Below are 21581 nucleotides of genomic sequence, written 5' to 3' on the forward strand. Positions count from 1 at the left end.
GATCTCTCCCGGTCGTGTTCTGATTATGCTTTCACAAACCGCAGGATCAAATATGCCGTCAGCGCCGCGGTGGTACCGGTTGCGAAAGCACCCCAGGCCATATCAATCAAGGTAATCCTGGTCGACCACACTTTGAGAATGGCCTGGCTGGTCAGATCAAATGTGGCGTAAGCAATAAAACCGAAAAGAGCACCATTGAGCAGGGCCGATGTCCAGGCTCCACTGGCGAGCGCCGGGCGTACGCCGAACCAGACGACACCAAACAGGTAGATGGCATAGAAAGCCATGGCCGGCCCCTTGTTGAACTGATCTGCCATGATTTCGCCGATTACCGGCCGATAGAGATTGGTCGACATATTGCTGAGCCACAGAAAGTCGAGGATACCGAAGATGATCGCAGCGGCAATATAGGCAATTACAAATTGAGTCATTCTGGTCCTTCTGCCTGTTCAGGCTGTTTTCAATGTCCGCGTGCGGCCTACAGATCCAGCCGCTACCGCGGCCAGTGCGAAAGCGACGAGCGCGGAGATCATCATGGTTGCGTCCGCCGCTTCGGGCTCGGGTGCGAACCAGTTAAACAGCTGAAAAGCGATCAGCAATACGGTCAGAAGGACGAGGGCCAGCCGGGATCGCGGAGAAGTCGAACGCGTCCGGGCGACAAAAAAGGCAAGGGCGCCGAATGTAATGAGTATCTCCAGCGGCATTTCGATGGCCGGGTAATTCCATAAGCCCAGACCCAGTTTTGGCGGTGATCCGGTCAGCGTCAGATCCGGTGCGTGAACCAGTAAATCGAGTAGCCAGTGAGACAAAACAACCGCGCCTGCGATGATAGCGCCCGTACGATTGCGGGTTACCAGCCAGATCAGCAATCCAAATGCCAGTGCCCAGACCCCGCTCCCCAAAAGACTGTGCGTGTAGGGCATGTGATAGAGGTCAAGCGGGTTCATTGCCGTCATCCCCGGCGTGATGCGAAATTTCTCGATACCGGCCAGCGCCAGACCAAAAAATGCAAAGTCGACGAGCTGCCCGGCGACAAACAGAGTGCCAAGTCCGGGCGCTTTTGGATGTGTGGCAGCGACAATTGCAGGCGCGAAATGACCGATGAACATGCGTTTCTCTCCCCGACTTTCCCCCTGCTTAGTCGTGATCGTCATAAATGGCCAGCCAGCCCCGATTTTCCTGCCGACCGCACAAGTTTGCACGATCCGGCTCTTGACCGGAACTGAAACCACCGTCATTGGATTGACCATGAGTGAAACCACAGATGACAGCGCCACCGAAAGCAGCGACCTGAATTTTGAAGATGCCCTTCGGCAACTGGAGCAGATTGTCCGAAAACTGGAAAGCGGCGACGTTCCGCTGGACAAGTCGATAGAGCTATACAGTCAGGGCGAAAAGTTGCGCGGTCTTTGCCAGCAGCGGCTGGAGGCAGCACAAGCGAAGATTGAGAAAATCACGCTCGATCGTGATGGTAATCCCAAAGGCGTTACCGCCCTTGATGCGGACTGACGGCGTCCGTGGCGGCCAATAACAATCTCGATCTTCAGCAGGAAATGAGGCGGGTCGCCGATGCCGTCGACGCGCAATTCGATTTGTTGCTGGCTGTCCCGGATGATCCGCGTGCGGCGTTGTTCAACGCCATGCGCCATGCCGCAATTGGTGGAGGAAAACGTCTGCGACCGCTGCTGGTCACCGCGACCTCAAAATTGTTCAACGTAGAAGAAAACAGCGCCTTGAAGGCAGCCACTGCGCTGGAAGCCCTGCATGTCTATTCCCTTGTGCATGATGATTTGCCTTGCATGGACGATGATGACTTGCGGCGCGGCAAACCGACAACCCATGTCGCGTTTGGAGAAGCCGAAGCCGTACTGGCTGGCGATGCGTTGCATGCCCTGGCTTTTGACTTGCTCGCTGACGAGCATACGCACCCGGATCCGTTTGTCCGGGCTGAAATGGTTTCCTGTCTTGCCAAGGCAGCGGGGCCATCGGGAATGGCTGGCGGTCAGATGATGGATCTGGCGGCAGAAACAAGCACGTTCGATTTGTCGACCGTAACCCGGCTGCAGCAGCTGAAAACCGGTGCACTTATCGCTGCTTGCGTGGAAGTTGGCGCGATATTGGGACGCGTCCCAATCGAGGGGCGTACGGGATTACGTGGCTATGCGCATGATCTGGGTTTGGCGTTTCAGATTGCCGATGATATTCTGGATGTGGAGGGTGATGCAGAACTGGCCGGCAAGGCTTTGCACAAAGATGAAAAGGCTGGAAAGCAGACCTTTCTGACCTTGATGGGACTGGGCCGGGCCAAAGAACAGGCGAATATGCTGGTTGACCAGGCCAAGTCGCATCTTAATGGTTACGGGGAAGAAGCAAATCTGCTCCGTGCCATTGCCGAATATACAGTGGAGCGGGATCGATAATGACCGCAACCAAGGGGTGATGAACATGAGAGTTGGTGTCTATCCGGGAACATTTGATCCCATCACGTTGGGCCATATGGATATTATCCAGCGCGGAACGCGGCTGGTCGATAAACTGGTAATTGGTGTGACCACCAATCCATCCAAGTCACCGATGTTCACGCTGGAAGAGCGTCTGGACATGGTGCGCCGTGAAACGGCTGAACTGGGTGATGCGGTCGAGGTCGTCGCATTTGATGCGCTTTTGATGAAATTTGCGGAAAAGCAGGGTGCAAACGTAATTGTGCGCGGGCTCAGGGCGGTTGCCGACTTTGAATATGAATATCAGATGGCCGGTATGAACCAGCAGCTGAACGATCAGATCGAGACCGTGTTTCTGATGGCCGACGTCTCGCTCCAGCCCATTGCCTCGCGTCTGGTAAAAGAAATCGCTATGTTTGGCGGCGAGATTCACAAGTTCGTGACGCCGCTTGTCCGCGACGAAATTGTAGCCCGTGTCGAAAAGATCGGACTCAAGGGAGAGCAATAGCCATTGTTGCAAGCAATTCATTGCAGCGAAAGGCGCTTTGCTTCAAAGGCGTGAGCGAAGATTGTTATACAAGATCAGAATCGAGCGAATATGACCATGTTGCGTAAACTTTTGTCCACAATGGCCGCAGCCCTTTTTGTAGCTGGCCCGGCCATTGCTCAGGATACTGCAGAACCGGCCGAAGCACCGGTTTCTGTCCCGGCTGAAGAAAATATCCTGCATCTGGATCTGTCGACTGGCGGGCGGGTAACGATACAGTTATTTCCGGCGATTGCACCCAATCATGTCGAGCGTGTCAAAACGCTGGCCCGACAGGGTTTTTATGACGGAATAATTTTTCACCGGGTTATCGACGGTTTTATGGCACAGACAGGCGATCCATTGGGAACAGGAGCCGGCGGCTCGGAGCTGCCCGACTTGAAGGCTGAATTTAACAAGTTTCCGCATCTGCGCGGCGTAGTATCGATGGCGCGCGCTCAAAGTGAGGACAGCGCAAATAGCCAGTTTTTCATAGTTTTCTATCCACGGTTTTCGCTCGACAACAACTATACGGCGTTCGGACGGGTTACCGCCGGCATGCAATATGTTGATTCAATTCAGCGCGGTGAGCCGCCACAGAATCCCAGTCGTATCCTGCAAGCATCCGTCGCGATAGATGGCAAGGGACCGCCGGCTCCATCGTCGCAATCGGGTACGGCGGAACAAGAAATTACCATTGACGATCTGAACGCCCCGATCAATCCGTGACCTGATCCATGCGCGTTGATCTGTTCGATTTTGCGCTCCCGCAGGAAAATATCGCGCTCCGCCCCGCAGTTCCCAGGGACAGCGCAAAATTGCTGCTCGCGGGAGGCGATCTACTTGCTGATCATGTCGTCAGCGATTTGCCCACGCTCCTGTCTCCAGGAGATGTTTTGGTGTTCAACGACACACGGGTCATTCCCGCCCAGCTGACTGGCAAGCGCGGTGATGCGACCATCGGTGCGACGCTGCACAAGCGGCAGGATCTGCGGCGCTGGCAGGCTTTTGTGCGAAATGCAAAACGGTTGAAAATCGGTGACCAGATCGATTTTGGTGCCGATGTATGTGCGGTGGCCGAACAGCAATATGAAGATGGCAGTTTTCTGTTGAATTTTCTGGGTGACGAACCTGTCGAGCTGTTGCTGGAACGGGCAGGGACGATGCCTTTGCCTCCTTATATTGCGCGCAAGCGGGATATTGATGAGCGCGATGCGGAAGATTATCAGACCATGTTTGCCCGCGAAGACGGAGCGGTGGCCGCTCCAACTGCGGCTCTGCATTTCACGGACCGTCTGATGGCGGGATTGGCAAACGCAGAAATTGCGACCGAGACGCTGACACTGCATGTTGGGGCCGGAACATTTCTTCCGGTCAAAGTCGATGAAACCGCGGATCACCAGATGCACAGCGAATGGGGTCGAATCGAGCCCGCCATGGCGGATCGGTTAAATCGGGCAAGAGAGAAGGGTGGTCGTGTCATTTCCGTGGGCACAACCAGTTTGCGGCTGCTGGAAAGCGCCACAGGTGACGATGGCATCATTCAACCATTTGAAGGTGACACAGACATCTTCATTACACCTGGCTACCGGTTCAAGGCGATAGACGGCCTGATGACGAACTTTCACTTGCCCAAATCAACTCTCTTCATGCTGGTCAGCGCATTGATGGGGTTGGAGAGGATGCAGCAGGTCTATGCGCATGCCATTGCCAGTGACTATCGATTCTACAGTTACGGTGATTCAAGCCTTTTGCTGCCACCGCGCTGAGGCCGATGATTTTCTCTCAAGACTTGTTTCCTGATCTTTCAACCCTTATCCATTGACGTCACAACCATGGCCAAGCCCGCAAAGAAACTCGATCGCAGATCACTCATCCAGCTTGCCGGTGTGTCCGTTGTCGGTTTGGCAGCTGCGACCATATTGAGAAATTCTCGCTCCGTGGGAGAGAATGTCGGGGACAATGCGACGGTCAGGGAGATACGCGCGGATAACCAGTCTCCGCGCAAGCTTGTGGCCGGTGCCGATGTAACCATTGTTTCGTTCAATGATTTTAATTGCACCGCGTGCCGAAAAGCACATCCTGCGCTACAACAGGCAGTCGAGGAAGACGGCCGCTGCAATATGGTTTATCGGGACTGGCCCATTTTCGGTCCGGCTTCGGAGCGCGCTGGACGAATAGCACTCGCATCGGACTATCAGGGGATCTATCCGGCAGTATATGACATATTGATGCGACGGGCCGGCTTGTCTGACCGGCAGCTGCGCATGGCGGTAGAGCAATCCGGGGGAACCTGGGACCGTTTGCTCCGGGATCTGAAAACCCATCACAAGGACATCGAGAGTCAACTAGACACCAACAGTCTGCAGGCATTTGCGCTCAACCTGAAGGGAACGCCTGCCTTCCTGATTGGCCCGATACTGGTTCGCGGTGCGGTATCGAGTCGGGATTTTGCCAAGGTAATTTCCGTTGCAAGAGATGCGAATTCTCTATGACACATGACCATCCTGTTTTTGCCGATAATCCCATTGACGGTGAGGTTTCTCTGTCGACTGGCCCGGCGCCCAGACCTTATCACGTGTATGACGGGGAAGGCCTGTTGATCTTTGGGCACGCTGATCCCGCTTGTGTGGATGAGTTTCTGACAGGCGAGGATCTCTATCCTGTGCTCCACGTTTCGGGACGAGTGGCTGCTGGATTTATTATCGCAGATTTCCGTGAAGCCAGCATGGGGCCGCATCATGAGTTGCAGTTTTTCATACTCGCCAGTCAGAAGCCGGGGGAAACGATAAGTGATGCGGCGGTTGCCCTGCCATTGGCCATGGCCTTGCGTCCGGAATGGGGCACGCTTTGTGTCAGACTGTGGAATGACACCAGTACGGTCGTGGCGTATAACAACGAATATCTCGGGTTGAATGCCGAATTGGCCGACTTTGACCTGTTCGCGCGAAGGGACAATGCGATCGGGTTCCATGTGTCGCTGAAAGACGGGCAATCGATCATCCATGGAAGGGCCAGGGAAGCAAATGCAACTCCATTGTCAGTTTTCTGGAAAATGCTTCGCTACGCCGGTCTGCGGCAATTGATCAATCTGGGGCGTATGCCTTTCGCGCCGGGGCATGTCATCAACCGGGTCAGCTCTGTGCTGACCGAAAACCGCAAAGCGCAAATTTTTACATCGTCGGATCACAATGTCTTGCGAAACTGGGAAAAGGAGGTTGATCGGCTTGACATTGGTGAGCCCGGCCTCGCGCAGATCGATTTTCAGCCTGTGGCGGTCCAGAATCTGAGGCCGTTTCGTTTTGTCTATCGTCATCCGGATCATCCCGCCTGACTGTCATTGCCGGACAAAAAAAAGGGCGGCCCCGAAGAACCGCCCTTTGATAATTGTTGTTGGTTCGGCTTAGCCTTCTGCAGCAACCGGAACTGGCGGATCATTGTCAGCCACTTCGGTCAGCGAACCACCTTGGGGCTCACACTCACCGGCGTCAGTATATTTCCAGGCATTACCCTGATAGTCGACAACCGACGTTCCCGCACAGCTGGTGCCTTCTCCGGCAGCACAGTCATTTGCGCCGGCTTTGGCGATTCCGAAACATTTTTCTTTTTCAGCAGCGGCAACTTCTGTTGTTTCTGCTTCTGTGGCTTCAGCGCCTTCTGTGGCTTCACCGGCTCCGCCTGAACAGGCAGAAAGTGCGGCTGCCGCGATCAATGCGGTTGCTGCTGATCCGAGTTTACTTGTCTTGGTCATAATATGCTCCAGATTTGGTCTTTGAAAAATTGCCTATATCCTGCACAGATAAAGAGGGATTCGGACAGGGCGCGACGTTAACTACACTATCAGGCACAAAACGCAAAATTCGCTGTAATTCCATCATAATATTGTTTCCGGGATCAAAAATATGACCGACCGTTTCAGTTTTTCCATAGCCGCCGTTGATGGGAAAGCGCGTACCGGAAAGATCGCCATGCAGCGCGGCGAGATCCGGACACCCGCTTTCATGCCAGTGGGAACTGCCGCAACGGTGAAGGCGATGAAACCGGAAGCGGTGCGCAATACCGGCGCCGATATCATCCTTGGCAATACTTATCATCTCATGCTGCGGCCGGGTGCTGAACGGATGGCGCGGCTCGGCGGCCTGCACAAATTCATGAACTGGGACCGACCGATCCTCACCGACAGCGGCGGCTATCAGGTGATGAGTTTGTCTGAACTCACAAAAATGAGCGAAGACGGCGTCGAATTCCAGAGTCATCTCGACGGATCCCGCCACATGTTGACCCCGGAACGTTCAATGGAAATTCAGCGTCTTCTCGGCAGCGATATCGTCATGGCATTCGACGAATGTACCAAGAACGGAGCAACCCGCGAGGAGGCCGTCGCTTCGATGGAAAGATCGATGCGCTGGGCGAAAAGATCTCGCGATGGATTTGACAGTGGTGAGGAACATGCGTCTCGTGCAGCCCTGTTCGGAATACAGCAGGGTTCGCTGAATCAGAATATCAGACAGGCTTCAGCAGAGGCCCTGATCGATATTGGTTTTGATGGTTATGCGATCGGGGGACTGGCTGTTGGGGAAGGTCAGGAAGCCATGTTTGGCGTGCTCGATTATGCCCCGGACCAGCTACCTTCGGACAAACCGCGCTACCTGATGGGTGTGGGCAAGCCGGACGACCTGGTGGGTGCGGTCGAACGCGGCGTAGATATGTTTGATTGTGTTTTGCCCAGCAGATCAGGCCGTAATGGTCAGGCCTTTACCGCTTTTGGGCCGATCAATATCCGCAATGCAAAATTTGCGGAAGATCTGGAACCTCTGGACAATAGCTGCGCTTGTGCGGTCTGCCAGACTTACAGCCGCGCGTATCTTCACCACCTGATCCGGGCCAAGGAAATTCTCGGCGCGATGTTGATGACAGAACATAATATTGCCTATTATCAGTCGTTGATGGCGGGCATGCGGGATGCGATTTCAAAAGGGAATTTTGCAGAGTATGCAGCTGGTTTCCGGGGTAAATATCTGGGGTGACCGATAGCTTGACACCTTTGACCAGTCTTGGAGATGCTCTGGAAAGAGCCACGGCGCATGCGCCTTATCTGGCTATGGCAATGGAGGTTCAGCCCGAGCTTCGCGCTTTGCTCGCAGAAGAAAATCTCGCAGCCGCATTTGCATTTGCCGATGAATGCGGAGCCGGGGCCGCAAATGTCCGCCAGAAGCTGCGCCGCGAAAAACGCGCACTTGCTTTGGTGCTGGGGATTGGTGATCTGGCTGGCCAGTTGAGCTTGACTGAAGTGATCACAAGATTGTCCGATTTTGCGGATCGCGCATTGGATGAAGCGCTCGCGGACATTTATGCGGAACGCTATCCCGATGCGGCGCTTGAAGGCTTTTCGATTATCGGACTGGGCAAACATGGGAGCCGCGAGCTAAACTATTCCTCCGATATCGATCCGATATTTATCTACAATCCCGACAAAATTCCGATCCGGGGCCGAGAAGAGCCCAGCGATGCCGCGCGCAGAATCGGACAAGGGCTGGTCGATGCTCTCAATGCCCGAGATGCCGACGGTTATGTCTTTCGCGTCGACATGCGGTTGCGTCCATCACCTGAAGTCAGCCCTGTCGCGCTGCCGGTCGAAGCAGCGATCAGCTATTATGAATCCAGCGCGCTGGCCTGGGAGCAAGCTGCGTTTATCCGGTCCCGCGCTGCAGCGGGCGATTGCGAACTGGGCCGCGAATTTCTCGAGACCATTCATCCTTTCATCTGGCGGCGTTCTCTGGATTATGGTGCCATCCGAAACATTGGCGCGGTATCCGAACAGATTCGTGATCATTTCAGGGCAGGCCAGGAATTTGGACCGGGATTTGATCTGAAGAAAGGGCGCGGCGGAATCCGGGAGGCGGAATTTTACGCCCAGATGCACCAGTTGATTTTTGGGGGGCGTGAGCCGGAGCTTCGTACACCAGCAACGCGGGATGCGCTGGCTGTACTGGCGCAAGCGGGACATATCGACGCGCAAAAGGCGGATCAGCTCGGCAAGGCTTATGAGTTGTACCGGGTCATCGAACATCGCCTGCAGATGGTCAATGATCAACAGACGCACAGTTTGCCCGAAGATATATCCAGTCTCGATCGGGTAGCTCGGTTGCACGGATTGAATGATGGCGCGGCGCTGCTGGCGCTGTTGCAACCACATGTCGAAGTGGTGGGCACGATTTATGATGATCTCATTGATGCGGACGAAAGCCAGAAAATGCCCGTGGATGCGCAAAAGCTGGAGGCGGTATGCGCGGGTCTTGATGTGCCTGATCCCGCTCAGTTTGCGCGTACAATTCAGCGCTGGCGAAGTGGCAAGGTGGTTGCGTTGCGCTCTGCTGCAGCGCTGGAATCTTTTGAGGCCGTACTCCCGGAACTGATCCAGACAATTGCCGGATCGCCCAATCCTGAAAAGGCGCTTGTCCGGCTGGATAGCCTCATTGACAAACTTCCGACTGCGATAAATTTCTTTCGCATGCTGGAAGCCCGTCCGGGGCTGCGGGACATGCTGGGACGGATATTGAGCCATGCGCCAACGCTGGCGGACGCCTTGTCTCGCCGGACCGAATATTTTGAAGGATTGATCGACGCAACGGCGCTGGATCTCCCGCCCGATGTTGGAGCCTTGTCGACAGAATTTGCCCGAACCGAAGCGGGTGATGACTATCAGATGCTTCTGGATCGGGTGAGAGCGCGGGTGGGCGAGAAGCGCTTTGCTCTGGGCACACAATTGATTGAAGGACATCATGATCCGCTCGATGTCGCGGCCGGCTATGCGCGGGTAGCAGAGGCGGCGATACAGGTTCTGACGGATGCGACGATCGCCGAGTTTGAAGCCGTACATGGCAAGGTTCCGGATAGCGAACTTGTGATCCTCGCTTTGGGCCGTCTCGGCGGGGAAGCTTTGACCCATGCTTCAGATCTCGACCTGATTTTCTTGTTTACCGGCGACCATAGTATGGAATCGGACGGCGATCGGCCACTGGGCGGGACTCAATATTTCAATCGGCTGACAACGCGTATCGTGACGGCATTGTCCGTTCCGACGGCAGCGGGACCGTTATATGAAGTCGATACCCGACTGCGACCGTCGGGCGCACAGGGCCCGATGGCGGTCAGCTTTGAAAGCTTCCGCAAATATCAGAATGACAGTGCCTGGACCTGGGAACATATGGCTCTGACCCGCGCAAGACCGGTTTACGGCAGCGAGAAGGCACGGGATGTTCTGCAAAAAGACATTCGAGATGTGCTCCGCAAAGTGCGCGAGCCAGAGACGCTCCGCAAGGAAGTGCGCAAGATGCGCCTGGATATTGTCAAGCACAAGCCGCCACAGGGGCCACTGGATACCAAGTTGATGGAAGGTGGACTGGTGGATTGGGAGTTTATTGTCCACTTTCTGCAATTGAAAACCGGAGAAGCACTCTACCCGCAACTCGGCAAGGCAGCACGCAAATTGGCCGCAGCAGAACATCTCGATCAAGAACTGGTTGCAGCGCACGAATTGATGACACGTTTGCTGGTTGCGCTCCGTCTTATGTCTCCAGATTGCAATTATCCCCCGGAAGCAAGCCGGGAACTGATTGCCAAGTCGGCTGGACAAAGTGACTGGAATGCCCTTTTGAACGGGTATGATGGGGCGAGACAATGCGTTATTGAGGAATGGAATCGGCACTTGCGGCCGGATCCCCACGAACGTTTGGGATGAAATTCTAGGAGATATGAAATGATTGAAGTTGGCGATACATTGCCGGATATGGACCTGACTGCACCAGATGGCTCTACGGTCAAATTGTCGGACTATCGCGGCAAGAAACTGGTGCTGTTTTTTTATCCCAAGGCCAGTACGCCCGGTTGTACCACTGAATCCAGAGATTTCTCGGCTTTGTTGCCACAATTCGCACAGGCAGATACTGCCGTTCTTGGAATGTCTGCTGACAGCCCAAAGCGGCAACAGAATTTTATCACCAAACAAGAACTGACAGTCGATATCGCATCGGATGAAAGCACTGAGTTTCTTGAGAAAATTGGCGTTTGGGCTGAAAAGAAAATGTACGGTAAAACCTTCATGGGAATCATCCGTTCCACCTTCCTGATCGGTCCGGATGGTGTGGTTTTACAAGCCTGGCCCAAAGTAAAAGTCAAAGACCATGCAGACGAGGTTCTGGCCGCCGCGCAAACTGCCTGAGAGTATAATGACAGAATTGCCGGAAAATGCTGTGTCCGTGGGGCTGGCTGCACGCCATGTGGTGCGCTCGCCGGTGCCGGCGCGCAAGGTCATGGCGGCACGTGAAGCGACAAGAGCCTGGCGCAAGGGACAGTTAACGCACGAGTTTGTTGACGATATTCCAGATGTTCCGGCGAGGCCGAACCGGCCGGAATTGCTGCGTCCGGGGAAAATGCCGCGGCGGGGCAAAGGGACGTCTGTAACAAAGCGGATCGCGCTGATTCACGCTTTGGCGCATATAGAATTTGTGGCTATTGATCTGGCGTTTGACATGATTGCGCGGTTCGGATCGCAGTTTCCGGCCGAATTTTGTGATGACTGGTTCCGGGTTGGAGCCGAAGAGGCAATGCATTTTGTGCTTCTTGACCGCCGATTGCGCGAAATGGGCAGTTTCTACGGGCAATTGCCGGCACATGACGGGCTATGGGATGCGGCAAGAGACACGGCGCATGACAGCTCGGCGCGGTTGGCGATTGTTCCGATGGTGTTGGAGGCGCGCGGACTGGACATAACATTGGCCACCGTAGATCGCTTCAGGGAACAGGGAGATCCACAAACGGCAAAGGTGCTGAACCGGATTTACCATGATGAAATCGTCCATGTGTCCTATGGAACGAAATGGTTCGAATGGGTGTGCAAGAATCGAAAATCCGATCCGCACAGCCATTGGAAAAATCTTGTAAAAACCCACTTCAAAGGCGGGTTAAAGCCGCCATTTAACGACTCAGCGCGCCATGCAGCCGGTTTAACGCGGGAATATTATCTTGGTATTGAATAGTTAAGCATTATGAATTTACACGTGTAATCAATTACCGGGGGCGGAAATTCTGCCAGAAATTTGAACTTTGGTTCATCAGTAACAGGAGTCGATCATTTGATGACCGACAGTGTAGTAGATTTGTTTAAAAGAGTTGTGACCAGGATCACAGCCGTGGCGTTTGCCGCTTCGGTGCTTTCCTTTTCTCCCGCAGCTCTGGCCGCGGAAGACGAATCAGGTTCAGCGGTACCGCTTGATGCAATCAAGGACAAAATGGTCGGCGCTCCGAGTTCATCTGTTCTGGGTGAAGAAGATCCAGCTTTCCGTCTCTTGTTCAACAGTTGGTCCGGTGAAGGCAAAAACGCCCCCGCCCGTCTGACCATTCCTTCCCGCAAGCCTGTCGAAAATTTCAAACTCACCAGTTCATTTGGATTCCGTGCCGACCCATTCCGTGGTCGCCGCGCGCGGCACAAAGGCATTGATATGGCAGGACCAGTGGGCACTCCCATTTATGCGACTGCTGATGGCATTGTCGGTCGCGCCCAATGGGTCCGTGGATATGGCAAATATATCGAAATCAACCACGGCAATGAAATCCAGACACGTTACGGACATATGTCCCGCCTCAATGTCAAACCAAATGCCCGCGTGAAAAGCGGCGATCTGATTGGTTTCATGGGATCCACCGGCCGTTCGACCGGTAGCCATCTGCATTATGAAGTGCGTATTGCAGGGCAGGCAGTCAATCCGGTTCCATTCATGCAGTCCAATGACTTCCTGATCGCGCAGAAATCTGTTCCCGGTGTTGCGCTGGGCGGTCCTGCGGAGTAAGCAATATAACGAAATTACCGAACACCTTTGGGAGAGGGTGCTGAAAGGGGCCGACAATGCTGAAAAGCGTGTCGCCCCTTTTGACTATCCGGACCAGTGTCCCTATCTATTGGATATGACTGATACAGCCGAAATGACCCAGCAAGACATCATCTTGACGCCCAATGCGGCGAAGCGCGTTGCATTGATCGCTGAAAAGCAGAAAAAGCCAGCGATATTGCGGCTCGCTGTCGATGGTGGTGGCTGTTCCGGCTTTCAATATCGATTTGAATTATCCGACGGCATCGAATCCGATGACACCTCGGTCGAAGAAGCGGGGGTGACCCTGGTAGTCGACGAGATCAGCCTGGATCTTGTCCGCGGCAGTGCCGTTGATTTTGTCGAGTCACTCGGTGGCAATGCATTTCAGGTAACCAATCCCAATGCCGCTTCTGGCTGCGGCTGCGGTTCCAGCTTTTCCGTCTAATCGATTGTGCGGATAGCCAGTTTCAACATTAACGGGATCAAGGCGCGCTTGCCGCGCCTGCTCGAATGGCTTGAAGAAACCAAGCCTGATGTCGCCTGTCTGCAGGAAATCAAAACGCAGGACGCTGGATTCCCCGCGGCCGAATTTGAGAAAATCGGCTATGGTGCGATCTGGCATGGACAGAAAAGCTTCAACGGTGTCGCGATCCTGACGCGGGATCAGGAGCCGGTAGAAACCAAACGCGGGCTCGACGGCGAGCCTGAGGATGAGCATAGCCGCTATCTCGAAGCCAATGTCAAAAGTCCTGATGGAACTGACGTACGGGTGGCGAGCATCTACCTCCCCAATGGCAATCCATTGCCCGGTCCCAAATTTGATTTCAAACTGCGCTGGATGAAGCGGTTACGCGACCGTGCAGCGGAAATCTGGCAGGAAGAAATTCCTGCGGTGCTTGCCGGCGATTATAATGTAATACCGCGCGACAATGACGTGTTCTCGGTCAAAGCGATGGCGAGCGATGCCCTGATGCAACCGGAAAGTCGCGAGGGCTATCAGCGCATATTGAATGACGGCTGGACTGACGCTCTGGGCGTCAGCTATCCGGCCGGTAATATCTGGACCTACTGGGATTATCGTAGCGGCGGCTGGCAACGGGATCAGGGATTTCGCATTGATCACCTGTTGCTCAGCCCACTTGCGGCGGATCGCTTGTCCCGCTGCGGTGTCGACAAGGATCATCGCGGGCGTGAAAAAGCCAGCGACCACGCGCCAACCTGGATCGAACTCGACCTTTGATCCGGATAGCCGTTATCGCGCTGGCCGGTATGGGCGGGCTGTATCTTGTCCTTCTCCTGCTGATCTACAGTTTTCAGCGCAATCTCATGTATTTTCCGGACCAGGCAGTTTCGTCCGATGCCGTACTTTCTGCTGCTGGTTTTGAGAGAATATCGATAGATTCCGACGATTTCGAACCACTGGTTTCGCTCTGGCAGCCACCATCTGCTCCAGAAAAGCCGGTAATCCTCCACTTCCACGGCAATGCCGGATCCGTCTTTCACCGCATTCCCTTGTATCAGCAAATGGCCGCAGACGGTGCTGGCGTGCTGGCAGTGGGCTATCCCGGATATGGCGGCAATGGCGGAGAAATATCAGAAGGCAATTTTCATCAGACCGCACGTGCAAATTATGACTGGTTGATTGAACATGGTATCGAACCGAAACGGATCATCATTGCCGGACAGTCCATCGGCAGTGGTTCTGCGACGCGGCTCGCGGCGGAGAAGGATGCGGCGGGGATGATACTGGAGGCGCCGTTCACCGGCACTGATGATATCGCGGCCCGGCAGTTCCCCTATTTCCCGGTTCGTCTATTGATGAAAGACAGCTTTCGCAACGTCGATTTGATCGCGGGAATAGATATGCCACTGGTCTGGATCCACGGCACGGCTGACGAAGTCATCAGTTTTGAGATTGGCCAGCTATTATTTGATCGCGCTGAACAGCCAAAAACCGCTTTTCCGATCAAAAACGGCGGTCACAATGATCTGTGGGATCGGGGGATCGGTAAAATCATCAGAGATGAAGCAGCGCGGCTTTCCCGAGAATAGGCTTGGTCGCGGCACTCCTCTAAGTAGATTTTCAACAGACCAACTTTTCCAGGTGGAGAAATCCAATGGGATAAAATGACAATACCAATTGACAAACAGTGTTATTCTTCTATTTCTGTAATTACAGAAAACTAGAAAGATGCCGAGTCGAACCATGAGTGTGATTCAGATACCAGAAGCGCAGGAATATATTCTCCATTGGGGAGAAATGGGTAGCCATTGGGGTGTCAATCGATCCGTTTCGCAAATTCACGCGCTACTCTATCTGTCCGATCGTCCGTTGCATGCAGAAGAGATATGCGAGGCTCTGAGCCTCGCACGCTCCAACGTTTCGACCGCACTGAAAGAGCTGCAAGGATATAAAATTGTGCGGCGTACTCATGTGGTCGGTGACCGCCGTGATCACTTTGTTGCTGAACTTGATTTGTGGGATATGTTCATGGCCATCGTGGCCGAACGCAAGAGGCGTGAAATAGATCCCATCATTGGTCGGTTGGCCGAACTGAGTGATCGGATGGCGGATCGAGGTGATGTGCCTGAGCACGTCCGCCATCGGATCGGCAGAATGCATGAGTTTATTTCAACATTGACTGGCTGGTATCAACAGGTCCGTGGGCTCAAGAAATCTACTTTGATTGCGTTAATGAAACTGGGCTCCAAAGTCGCCCGGTTTGTCCCAGGTTCTTCCCAGAAAAACTGAAGAAAGGTATCATCTATGACGACAATTTCTCTTATCATCTGATTTCGGTATTTACAGAATTAAAAGAAGAAAAGAATAATGGAGGTTTATCATGACGTTAATCGCTTATGCTCTCTATCTCATTCTCGCCATTGGCATGACCGTGTGGGTCGCTCATACGTTGTCCAGCAACGGTCTGGTGTTTCTTGTCCGGTGTTTCGGCCATGATGAGGAGCTGGCTACTTCGGTCAATCATTTGCTCGTCGTTGGATTCTATCTCGTCAATCTGGGTTTCATCTCCATTGCATTGAGCTTTGCGGATGAACCGCAAACCGCGGTAGAGGTCATTCGTTTTCTTGCCTGGAAAGTGGGTGTTGCGATTCTGGTTCTAGGGTTCATGCACTTCTTTAACATGCACTCCGTAACCCGCTACGGGCAGAAAGTCGCTGACTGGATTCACGAGCGGATCGACCGCGAGGATATCGCTGAAAACGGCATAGAATATGCTGCTCCAGGTGAAGCCTCCAGCTGAACCTTAGCGAGATAATGCCGGGGGTGACGGAATTCCTTGCTCCCGGTATTTCGATTGGACGACGACTAGATTTCTTTTTGATAGAGCGTGTAGACCCGATTGATCTTGGCTTCGATGGCTTCGGCAATTGCGACCATCCCCTGATTATCTTCCAATATCCAGCCGATTTCTCCGCGTTCCGTGCCAAAATTTGCAACGGCGTTGCGGCGAATATACTCGATCATCATGAAAACCATCTGGCTGGCCAGGCGGCTGGCCTGCAATTCCTTTTTTACGCCCATCAACGGAACCCGCATCGTACTCGATTTGGGAAATTTCAACCACCAGAGGAGCTTGAGCCAGTTGAATGGAAACAGCTTGCCGCCCATTTCTTTTGTTGCCTCATTGAGGTCCGGCAGAGTGAGCATGAATGCAACGGGTTCATTTTCAATTTCCGCAATCATGATCAGTTCTTCATACACGATTGTTTTGAACTTCTTGCCGGCATAGTCAATTTCGGCATCCGTGAATGGCACAAAGCCCCAATTGTCAGACCAGGCATCGTTCAAAATGCTCAGGATGATCTTGGCATCCCGATCGAAATGCTTCTTGTCGACTTTACGGATTTTGAGTTTGGAATTGCGCTCGGCGGAGGCAACTATCTTGCCGATCAAGGGCGGGAATCCGTCCTTTACCGGCAAGTCATACGTGAAAAGTTGCTTGACGGTTTCATATTGCAGCCCTTCAATCCAATCTTGGTACTCCGCTTTGTTGTGACCCATCATCAGCGTTGGCGGATGATCATGACCTTGTGTCAGCAGGCCCGGTTCATCCCAGACCGAGAGGCTGAGCGGGGCCAGTACCCGGTGCATGCCCTGATCTTTCAGCCATTGTTCGGCGGCCTCGATCAGCGCGGCTGCAATATCGGCATTTTGCGCTTCGAGCATACCCCAGTTGCCGGTTCCGGCTCCCATGCCCTGTTCAACTGGCTGGGTCAGGGCGAGATGGTCAATATGGGCACTGATCCGCCCAACCGCCTGGCCATTTTCGAACGCGAGAAACAATTGTACCGTCGCATGCTCGAAAAACGGGTTCTTTTTGGGATTAAGCAATGCGTAGACTTCAGTTTTCAGCGGCGGCACCCAATTCGGATCGTCCACATTCAGTCGGTAGGCGGTTTCCACAAATATCTTTGTCTCGGACTTGGAAGTGACCGGCTGAATGACTATGTTCTGCGTTCCCACGAGCGGTTTGATCCTTTTTGTTCAGGCAGGCTCTGGCTTTAGAAACGCGGTGATGTCAAGGCCGTGTTGGTGCCGCGTCAGGCTGCAGCCAACATATTCGGGCCATCATCTTGCCACGAAGTCTTGCTCTAGGCGCCCGATAACGAAGCATGGTGACAACGAAGACAGGAAGTTATGGATAGCATATATTCCTCTGCCGAGGACGACTCCAGGCACGCAACTGACGGATCGGTAGTCACCGAACGTACGCGCGCGCCGGAAGACAACGACCTGATCCGCACCGCGGCGAAAGTCACACGTGATTTACATGGAGCAAAGGCATCCATTTACTGGACAGATTTCCTGCTTTCCGTCGTGACAGGCTATGGCGCGCTGATCGGTGCCGTGATCGCGCCGACAGCCTTGTTTGCGGTGATATTTGGCATAGTAGCGATATTGGCGCTTTATCGCGCGGGCAGTTTCATCCACGAGTTGACTCATGTTCGCCGCAATGCCCTCCCGGGCTTTCATTTCGCCTGGAACGCCCTGTTCGGCGTCCCGATGCTGATCCCGTCCTTCATGTATGAGGGCGTTCACAGCATTCATCATCGAACCAGAAAATACGGTACGATCGAAGACCCGGAATATTTACCGCTGGCACTGATGAAGCCATGGACGGTGCCGCTGTTTGTCGTTGTCGCATCGCTGGCTCCCATCGCCTTGCTGTTTCGTTATGCTGTGCTGACGCCGCTTTCCTTTGTCATTCCGCCGCTACGGAAAATCGTGGTGGAGCGTTATTCCGGATTGATCATCAATCCCGAGTTCCGCCGCAAAAATCCGGAAGGTGATCTTCGCAAGCGCTGGCTGGTGAGCGAGATTGCAGCAAGTATTTGGGCAATCAGTCTGCTTGCTCTTGTCGCGGCGAATATCATTCCGTTGCGCGCGTTTTTGATTTTTCTGGCAATTATGTCTGGCAGCGTTGTTTTGAACCAGATCCGCACTCTGGTTGCGCATTTGTGGGAAAATGACGGAGAAGAGATGACGGTGACGGCGCAATATCTCGACAGCGTGAATGTCCCGCCTCCGGCAACATTGCCGGCCCTGTGGGCGCCCGTGGGTCTGCGCTATCACGCGCTTCATCATTTATTGCCCGGCTTGCCATATCATGCATTGGGGGAAGCCCATCGCAGGATCATCAGGGAACTGCCCGAGGGGTCGTCCTATTCGAAAGGCAATCATGATAGCCTGTGGGGACTGATTATCGGTCTTGTGCGCGGTTCTTCCCACAAAAATCCGGCTTGAGCCGGGCGTTTCTGGATCGTCTATTCTTCGGTCCGCACAAGCACGGTTTCACCGATTAGGAAAAACAGCAGGAACGGCGCCCATGCCGCGAGAATTGGGGGATAAGCTCCGATATTTCCCATCGCCAATGAGAAATTATCGGCAACAAAATACATGAATCCCAAAGCCATGCCGATCACCGCGCGCAAGAATAACTGTCCTGATCGCGCCAACCCGAATGCCGCAACCGCACCCAGCAGCGGCATGAGGATGACCGACAAAGGCCCTGAAATCTTGTGGTATAGGCTGGCTTCCAGCTTCGCAGTCGGTCGCCCCGCTTCCTTCAGCTGCTTGATTGCTGTTCGCAGATTCAGATAGGAAAGAGAATCCGCGCTGACATCAGAAAGCGTAAATTGATCCGGTGTCAGGTCATTGCCAATCTGAACGCTGTCCAGCGCTTCTTCGGTTCCGGTTGCCACATCAAATCTGGTGACGTCGGTGACGGTCCAGTCCGTGCCGGTGAACCGGGCTTCCTTGCCCTGCATCAGGCTGCGCAATCCGTTCTCGGAACGATTATAGACGGTGACGTCCTTCAGCAGCACAGATGAACCCGTGCCGATCACGGTTTTTGCGTTAACGAGATTGTCTCCATCTCGAACCCAGACTCGCGTCCGGACGTCACTGGTTTCCGGTATCGGGCCAAATTCGACCTTTTCCCAAGCTGACAGACGCGCGGTTGCCGGTGCGACAACGACTTCGTTGAACAGGAACGAGAATATCGCCACCGCCATACTCGCGATGATCAGCGGTGCGAGAATCTGGTGGGCAGACAATCCTCCCGCCTTCATGGAGACGACTTCACTGTTCTGGTTCAGTGTCGCGAGCGTAATCAAGGTGCCGAGAAGGACCGAGAATGGAAGCGCAAAGGCAATGATCTGCGGCGTTCTGAGAGACGTGTATGTCCACAGTTCCGCTTCGCCATTGCCGGGATAAGCGAAAATCCGGCCACTTTGACCGAGCAGATCGAGTGATGTCAGCACGACCACGAGCAAGGCTGCCACGCTGAACACGCGGATCAGGAACATTTTTACCATGTACAGCGCGAGTGTGCGGGACGGGAAAAAATTCACAAATTTTGCCCTTCAAAAGCGACAGAAAAATTAGTCTGTATTGTCATTTCACATTCGCCCGCTTGCGGTTGAAGTTGAGCAATCCCTTGAACACGCCACCAAATTTCGAGAATCCTTTCTCGAGTGCTCCGATCGGTTGTCCGCCCGGAACATGGGCGACCATGTGATACATCCACAATATCAAAGCAGCGAACAGAAAGAATGGCACCCACAGAGCTATAATCGGGTCAATGATGCCGAGTGCTCCGACATCCTCACCATATTGATTGACCTTGTGATAGGTCACAATCATGATGATCGACAAGAACACCCCCAGCGCCGAATTTGATCGTTTGGGGGGAATGGCAAGCGCCAGCGCAAGCAAAGGCATCAGCAACATCATCACGACCTCAACCAGCCGAAAGTGAAAGTTCGCGCGCGTCTGGTTGCGCTCCATGACCGGCCGGCTTTCGTCAAGGCCGACCCGAACCAGTTCGGGTATGGTATATTCCAAATTCTCTCCGCCGCGCTGCCGGAATGCCGCAATATCCGGAAGATCAATCGGCAAGTCATGGCTGCTGAAGCTTAAAATGCGGGGTTGGTCGTAGTTGGGTGCATCATGAATGAGAACACCGTTTGCGAGCCGCAATATGATTGTATCCGGGTCGTCCGTCGCCAGAAACTGGCCGTTTTTGGCAGTGACCGACACAATTTGACCATCCTTGTCTTCGGCCCGGACAAACATGCCGCTCAATTTTGTGCCATTGTCCTGACTTTCCTCAATCCGCATGGTCATGCGCTTGCCGAGATTGGTGAATTCACCAACCTTGATCGAGGCACCCAACGCCCCGGAGCGCAGCTCGAAACGCAATTCTTCGTAATAATAGCGGGAGAGAGGCTGGACAAAGCCGACCAGAGCCAGATTGACCAGCATCAAGGCTACTGCGTACATATATGGCACTCTCAGTAACCGGCCATATCCCTGGCCAACCGCCCGGAAAACGTCGAGTTCCGAGCTCAGTGCCAACCGTCGGAATGCCAGCAATATCCCGAGAAGAAGACCGATCGGAATACCGAGAGACAGATATTCCGGGATCAGATTGGCGAGCATTCGCCAGACTACACTGACCGGCCCGCCTTCGGCAGCGACAAAATCAAAAAGCCGCAACATCTTTTCCAGAACAAGCAACATGGCGGCAATCACCAGTGTCCCAAAAAGGGGCAAAGCGATCAGCCTGGCGATGTAACGATCGGTGGAACTGAACAATTTCAACTTATCGTCGCCCTCTCACCATGTTTCTGCCGTAAATCCAAGGCATGCCTAAATCTATTCAGGGGGCTGATTCTACCACCCACCGGAGTTCAGGTGGGTGTATAACGTCTAGGAGTATTCTCGTCATGTTGAAAATTGCAGCAGTATCTGCCCTTTCAATAGCCATTTTGTCATTGTCTGCCCCGGCTTATGCTGGCGGCCAGAAAATTGGCAATGATCTTGGCAAATGCCGGAGCGGCAACGGCCCGGCTGTGCTCGTAAAAGTCAGCGGCGTGAAAGCCGCCACAGGCAATATGCGCGTACAAACCTATCGCGGAATCAAATCCGAGTGGCTCAAGACAGGTGCCTGGCTTCATCGCGTAGATGTCCCTGCCCAGACCGGGAACATGCAGTTTTGTCTGCCGATCACCGAAGCTGGAACTTATGCGGTCGCGATCCGGCACGACATTAACAACAACGGAAAGACAGATATTTTCGGTGATGGCGGGGGAATGTCTAACAACCCCAGCATCAGTATTTTTAACCTCGGCAAGCCCAGTTACAAAAAGACGAAATTTGTCGTCGGTAACGAAGTCAAGTCCATCAACATCAAGATGAAATATCGTTGATGGATGGAT

25 protein-coding genes are annotated in these 21581 nt (G+C 53.7%); 19 read left to right on the forward strand and 6 right to left on the reverse strand.

Annotated elements, in window-relative coordinates:
• Positions 1 to 23: 23 nt before the first annotated feature.
• Together ABJI30_RS08460 and ABJI30_RS08465 are read right to left on the reverse strand one after the other, a co-directional pair.
• Complete coding sequence (locus ABJI30_RS08460) at positions 24 to 431, reverse strand: DUF2177 family protein (protein WP_348015745.1); 408 nt, start codon at positions 429 to 431, stop codon at positions 24 to 26.
• A gap of 18 nt (positions 432 to 449) precedes the next feature.
• Positions 450 to 1250 carry a hypothetical protein gene (locus tag ABJI30_RS08465; RefSeq protein ID WP_348025491.1) on the reverse strand — a complete coding sequence of 267 codons (801 nt, stop codon included), beginning with the start codon at positions 1248 to 1250 and terminating at the stop codon, positions 450 to 452.
• Between ABJI30_RS08465 and ABJI30_RS08470 the strand changes: the two genes are divergently transcribed.
• The 7 genes from ABJI30_RS08470 to ABJI30_RS08500 all read left to right on the forward strand — a co-directional run bounded on the left by ABJI30_RS08470 (position 1249) and on the right by ABJI30_RS08500 (position 6301).
• Positions 1249 to 1509: an exodeoxyribonuclease VII small subunit gene (locus ABJI30_RS08470; protein ID WP_348015747.1), complete on the forward strand. Its 261-nt coding sequence runs from the start codon at positions 1249 to 1251 to the stop codon at positions 1507 to 1509. The genes ABJI30_RS08465 and ABJI30_RS08470 overlap by 2 nt on opposite strands.
• Positions 1510 to 1553: 44 nt before the next feature.
• On the forward strand, positions 1554 to 2420 hold the full coding sequence (locus tag ABJI30_RS08475) for a farnesyl diphosphate synthase (RefSeq protein WP_348015906.1): 867 nt from the start codon (positions 1554 to 1556) through the stop codon (positions 2418 to 2420).
• A 25-nt stretch (positions 2421 to 2445) separates the two neighbouring features.
• Positions 2446 to 2949, forward strand: a complete 504-nt coding sequence (coaD, locus tag ABJI30_RS08480; protein ID WP_348015907.1) for a pantetheine-phosphate adenylyltransferase — start codon at positions 2446 to 2448, stop codon at positions 2947 to 2949.
• Positions 2950 to 3045: 96 nt separating this feature from the next.
• Positions 3046 to 3696 (forward strand): peptidylprolyl isomerase, encoded by a 651-nt coding sequence (locus tag ABJI30_RS08485; protein WP_348015748.1) that lies wholly within the window; start codon positions 3046 to 3048, stop codon positions 3694 to 3696.
• Positions 3697 to 3704: 8 nt separating this feature from the next.
• Complete coding sequence (gene queA / locus ABJI30_RS08490) at positions 3705 to 4736, forward strand: tRNA preQ1(34) S-adenosylmethionine ribosyltransferase-isomerase QueA (RefSeq protein ID WP_348015749.1); 1032 nt, start codon at positions 3705 to 3707, stop codon at positions 4734 to 4736.
• A gap of 66 nt (positions 4737 to 4802) precedes the next feature.
• Positions 4803 to 5462, forward strand: a complete 660-nt coding sequence (locus tag ABJI30_RS08495) for a thioredoxin domain-containing protein (protein ID WP_348015750.1) — start codon at positions 4803 to 4805, stop codon at positions 5460 to 5462.
• Positions 5459 to 6301, forward strand: coding sequence for a hypothetical protein (locus ABJI30_RS08500; RefSeq protein WP_348015751.1), 843 nt, complete (start codon positions 5459 to 5461; stop codon positions 6299 to 6301). Before ABJI30_RS08495 ends, ABJI30_RS08500 begins: the two co-directional genes overlap by 4 nt.
• Positions 6302 to 6370: 69 nt before the next feature.
• Here the strand turns inward: ABJI30_RS08500 and ABJI30_RS08505 are convergent, their stop codons facing one another.
• Positions 6371 to 6718 carry a DUF2282 domain-containing protein gene (locus tag ABJI30_RS08505; protein WP_348015752.1) on the reverse strand — a complete coding sequence of 116 codons (348 nt, stop codon included), beginning with the start codon at positions 6716 to 6718 and terminating at the stop codon, positions 6371 to 6373.
• A gap of 151 nt (positions 6719 to 6869) precedes the next feature.
• Here ABJI30_RS08505 and tgt point away from each other — a divergent pair, with 151 nt between their 5' ends.
• From tgt to ABJI30_RS08555, 10 genes are all read left to right on the forward strand, one after another.
• Positions 6870 to 7994 carry a tRNA guanosine(34) transglycosylase Tgt gene (gene tgt / locus ABJI30_RS08510; RefSeq protein ID WP_348015753.1) on the forward strand — a complete coding sequence of 375 codons (1125 nt, stop codon included), beginning with the start codon at positions 6870 to 6872 and terminating at the stop codon, positions 7992 to 7994.
• Positions 7991 to 10708, forward strand: a complete 2718-nt coding sequence (locus tag ABJI30_RS08515) for a bifunctional [glutamine synthetase] adenylyltransferase/[glutamine synthetase]-adenylyl-L-tyrosine phosphorylase (protein WP_348015754.1) — start codon at positions 7991 to 7993, stop codon at positions 10706 to 10708. Before tgt ends, ABJI30_RS08515 begins: the two co-directional genes overlap by 4 nt.
• Positions 10709 to 10726: 18 nt before the next feature.
• Complete coding sequence (locus ABJI30_RS08520; RefSeq protein ID WP_348015755.1) at positions 10727 to 11188, forward strand: peroxiredoxin; 462 nt, start codon at positions 10727 to 10729, stop codon at positions 11186 to 11188.
• A 7-nt stretch (positions 11189 to 11195) separates the two neighbouring features.
• On the forward strand, positions 11196 to 12005 hold the full coding sequence (locus ABJI30_RS08525) for a ferritin-like domain-containing protein (protein WP_348015756.1): 810 nt from the start codon (positions 11196 to 11198) through the stop codon (positions 12003 to 12005).
• 99 nt (positions 12006 to 12104) lie between these two features.
• Positions 12105 to 12815, forward strand: a complete 711-nt coding sequence (locus ABJI30_RS08530) for a M23 family metallopeptidase (RefSeq protein WP_348015757.1) — start codon at positions 12105 to 12107, stop codon at positions 12813 to 12815.
• 133 nt (positions 12816 to 12948) lie between these two features.
• Entirely contained in the window at positions 12949 to 13281 is a 333-nt protein-coding gene (gene erpA, locus ABJI30_RS08535) for an iron-sulfur cluster insertion protein ErpA (RefSeq protein ID WP_348015908.1), read from the forward strand.
• Positions 13282 to 13287: 6 nt separating this feature from the next.
• Complete coding sequence (xth, locus tag ABJI30_RS08540) at positions 13288 to 14076, forward strand: exodeoxyribonuclease III (protein WP_348015758.1); 789 nt, start codon at positions 13288 to 13290, stop codon at positions 14074 to 14076.
• Complete coding sequence (locus ABJI30_RS08545; protein ID WP_348015759.1) at positions 14073 to 14888, forward strand: alpha/beta hydrolase; 816 nt, start codon at positions 14073 to 14075, stop codon at positions 14886 to 14888. Before xth ends, ABJI30_RS08545 begins: the two co-directional genes overlap by 4 nt.
• A gap of 154 nt (positions 14889 to 15042) precedes the next feature.
• Positions 15043 to 15588 carry a MarR family transcriptional regulator gene (locus ABJI30_RS08550; protein ID WP_348015760.1) on the forward strand — a complete coding sequence of 182 codons (546 nt, stop codon included), beginning with the start codon at positions 15043 to 15045 and terminating at the stop codon, positions 15586 to 15588.
• A 91-nt stretch (positions 15589 to 15679) separates the two neighbouring features.
• Positions 15680 to 16099: a hypothetical protein gene (locus ABJI30_RS08555; protein ID WP_348015761.1), complete on the forward strand. Its 420-nt coding sequence runs from the start codon at positions 15680 to 15682 to the stop codon at positions 16097 to 16099.
• A 65-nt stretch (positions 16100 to 16164) separates the two neighbouring features.
• Here the strand turns inward: ABJI30_RS08555 and ABJI30_RS08560 are convergent, their stop codons facing one another.
• Entirely contained in the window at positions 16165 to 17322 is a 1158-nt protein-coding gene (locus ABJI30_RS08560; protein ID WP_348015762.1) for an N-acetyltransferase, read from the reverse strand.
• A 174-nt stretch (positions 17323 to 17496) separates the two neighbouring features.
• On the opposite strand from ABJI30_RS08560, the gene ABJI30_RS08565 reads away from it, so the two are divergent.
• On the forward strand, positions 17497 to 18603 hold the full coding sequence (locus tag ABJI30_RS08565) for a fatty acid desaturase (RefSeq protein WP_348015763.1): 1107 nt from the start codon (positions 17497 to 17499) through the stop codon (positions 18601 to 18603).
• Positions 18604 to 18623: 20 nt separating this feature from the next.
• Here ABJI30_RS08565 and lptG read toward each other — a convergent pair whose 3' ends face one another.
• Both lptG and lptF read right to left on the reverse strand, forming a co-directional pair.
• The gene (lptG, locus tag ABJI30_RS08570) at positions 18624 to 19712 is read right to left on the reverse strand and encodes an LPS export ABC transporter permease LptG (RefSeq protein WP_348015764.1); all 1089 of its coding nucleotides are present in this window, start codon (positions 19710 to 19712) and stop codon (positions 18624 to 18626) included.
• Between the two features lie 43 nt (positions 19713 to 19755).
• Entirely contained in the window at positions 19756 to 20958 is a 1203-nt protein-coding gene (gene lptF / locus ABJI30_RS08575; protein ID WP_348015765.1) for an LPS export ABC transporter permease LptF, read from the reverse strand.
• A gap of 131 nt (positions 20959 to 21089) precedes the next feature.
• Here lptF and ABJI30_RS08580 point away from each other — a divergent pair, with 131 nt between their 5' ends.
• The gene (locus tag ABJI30_RS08580; protein WP_348015766.1) at positions 21090 to 21572 is read left to right on the forward strand and encodes a DUF2141 domain-containing protein; all 483 of its coding nucleotides are present in this window, start codon (positions 21090 to 21092) and stop codon (positions 21570 to 21572) included.
• The last annotated feature ends 9 nt before the right edge of the window (positions 21573 to 21581 follow it).

It is taken from the genome of Parasphingorhabdus sp. (genome assembly GCF_039968395.1).
GTDB lineage: Bacteria > Pseudomonadota > Alphaproteobacteria > Sphingomonadales > Sphingomonadaceae > Parasphingorhabdus.

Coding starts and splice junctions, on each gene's coding strand:
- ABJI30_RS08460 (WP_348015745.1), bottom strand. CDS start 431: ATGACTCAATTTGTAATTGCCTATATTGCCGCTGCGATCATCTTCGGT.
- ABJI30_RS08470 (WP_348015747.1), top strand. CDS start 1,249: ATGAGTGAAACCACAGATGACAGCGCCACCGAAAGCAGCGACCTGAAT.
- ABJI30_RS08465 (WP_348025491.1), bottom strand. CDS start 1,250: ATGGTCAATCCAATGACGGTGGTTTCAGTTCCGGTCAAGAGCCGGATC.
- ABJI30_RS08475 (WP_348015906.1), top strand. CDS start 1,554: ATGAGGCGGGTCGCCGATGCCGTCGACGCGCAATTCGATTTGTTGCTG.
- coaD (WP_348015907.1), top strand. CDS start 2,446: ATGAGAGTTGGTGTCTATCCGGGAACATTTGATCCCATCACGTTGGGC.
- ABJI30_RS08485 (WP_348015748.1), top strand. CDS start 3,046: ATGTTGCGTAAACTTTTGTCCACAATGGCCGCAGCCCTTTTTGTAGCT.
- queA (WP_348015749.1), top strand. CDS start 3,705: ATGCGCGTTGATCTGTTCGATTTTGCGCTCCCGCAGGAAAATATCGCG.
- ABJI30_RS08495 (WP_348015750.1), top strand. CDS start 4,803: ATGGCCAAGCCCGCAAAGAAACTCGATCGCAGATCACTCATCCAGCTT.
- ABJI30_RS08500 (WP_348015751.1), top strand. CDS start 5,459: ATGACACATGACCATCCTGTTTTTGCCGATAATCCCATTGACGGTGAG.
- ABJI30_RS08505 (WP_348015752.1), bottom strand. CDS start 6,718: ATGACCAAGACAAGTAAACTCGGATCAGCAGCAACCGCATTGATCGCG.
- tgt (WP_348015753.1), top strand. CDS start 6,870: ATGACCGACCGTTTCAGTTTTTCCATAGCCGCCGTTGATGGGAAAGCG.
- ABJI30_RS08520 (WP_348015755.1), top strand. CDS start 10,727: ATGATTGAAGTTGGCGATACATTGCCGGATATGGACCTGACTGCACCA.
- ABJI30_RS08525 (WP_348015756.1), top strand. CDS start 11,196: ATGACAGAATTGCCGGAAAATGCTGTGTCCGTGGGGCTGGCTGCACGC.
- ABJI30_RS08530 (WP_348015757.1), top strand. CDS start 12,105: ATGACCGACAGTGTAGTAGATTTGTTTAAAAGAGTTGTGACCAGGATC.
- erpA (WP_348015908.1), top strand. CDS start 12,949: ATGACCCAGCAAGACATCATCTTGACGCCCAATGCGGCGAAGCGCGTT.
- ABJI30_RS08550 (WP_348015760.1), top strand. CDS start 15,043: ATGAGTGTGATTCAGATACCAGAAGCGCAGGAATATATTCTCCATTGG.
- ABJI30_RS08555 (WP_348015761.1), top strand. CDS start 15,680: ATGACGTTAATCGCTTATGCTCTCTATCTCATTCTCGCCATTGGCATG.
- ABJI30_RS08565 (WP_348015763.1), top strand. CDS start 17,497: ATGGATAGCATATATTCCTCTGCCGAGGACGACTCCAGGCACGCAACT.
- ABJI30_RS08580 (WP_348015766.1), top strand. CDS start 21,090: ATGTTGAAAATTGCAGCAGTATCTGCCCTTTCAATAGCCATTTTGTCA.